The following is a 1155-nucleotide window of genomic DNA, read 5'->3' as shown; positions in this document are numbered from 1 at the left end:
GGGGGGGCCCGGGAGGGCGGATCGGCCCGGCCGCGCCGCCGCAGCACGGGCTGCGGGAGGAGGCGTTCCAGGGGCCCCGCCCCGCGTTCCGGAGCGGTCAGCCAGCGCACGAACCGCTCGGCGTCCGCCGCGACCAGATCGCGGGTCAGCTGCTCCAGGGGCCGGGGCAGCCGGGCCGGCCCGTACCGCTCCAGCAGGGCCAGCACGCGCTCGGGGGCAGCGGGCAGGGCCGCAGCCACGCCCGGCGCCCGGCGGTGCCACCAGTTCTCGCGCAGGCCCTCCGGCAGTTCGGCGAGTTCGCCCGCCGCCAGGTCCAGTACGGGTCCGGGATGGCTGCGGCCCAGCCGCGCCCACCCGGTGACGGCGTGGGCCAGCTGCGGCAGCAGCCGGGAGACGAACTCCGGCCCGCAGGCCGGGAGCAGGACGGCCGCCTCGGCGTCGCCCCACTCCGCCCGCAGGACGCAGGCCAGGCGCTCCGCGAGCTCCGGGCGCGAACTGCGCAGCAGGGCCCGGGCCAGGTCCCGGCGGACCTCCGCGGAGGCGTCCTCGTACGCCGCCTCGATCGCCCCGTCCGGCACGGGAAGCGTGCGTACGGCCCGCAGGGCGCGGGAACGCACCACCGGGTCCGGGTCGGCCAGCCGCTGCGCCAGGTACTCCGTCTGCCGTGCCGCGAGCGCCGCCAGAGCGGCCAGCCGCCGCTCGTAACGGCCCCGGCCGTCCAGCTCGGACAGCACGCGGGACAGTTCGCCGGTGCCGGCGAGCTCGCGGGCGGTGGCGGTGAGCAGTTGCTCCCGGTCGGCGTGCGCAAGCGGGGCGAGGTCGGCGAGCAGGTGTTCGACAGGGCGATGCATGGGGCCAGTGTGCCGGTCGGGACCGGCCGGGCGACAACGGGTTCCCCGGCGCCCGCACCCACGGCGAACACCTGCCTCCGCCGCGGCCGCCTCCGGCGCGGGCCGGGTACGGCGCAGAGCGGGATACGGCGAGGGCCGGGGCGGCGCAGGGCCGGGTACGGCGAGGGCCGGGGCGGCGCAGGGCCGGGTGCGACGAGGGTTCTGTGCGGCGCAGAGCGGGATACGGCGAGGGCCGGGGCGGCGCAGAGCGGGATACGGCGAGGGCCGGGGCGGCGCAGGGCCGGGTGCGACGAGGGTTCTGTGC

General features: G+C 79.3%; 1 pseudogene. It reads right to left on the bottom strand.

From position 1 onward, the window contains the following. Positions 1–851 (bottom strand): annotated as a pseudogene (locus ACFXA3_RS42865) (hypothetical protein); the annotation flags it as partial. Positions 852–1155: the final 304 nt, after the last annotated feature.

The sequence above is a fragment of the Streptomyces sp. NPDC059456 genome (assembly GCF_042750055.1).
GTDB lineage: Bacteria > Actinomycetota > Actinomycetes > Streptomycetales > Streptomycetaceae > Streptomyces.
The sequence above is the reverse complement of the archived record's forward strand: the minus strand, read 5'-3'. Positions and strand labels throughout refer to the sequence as shown.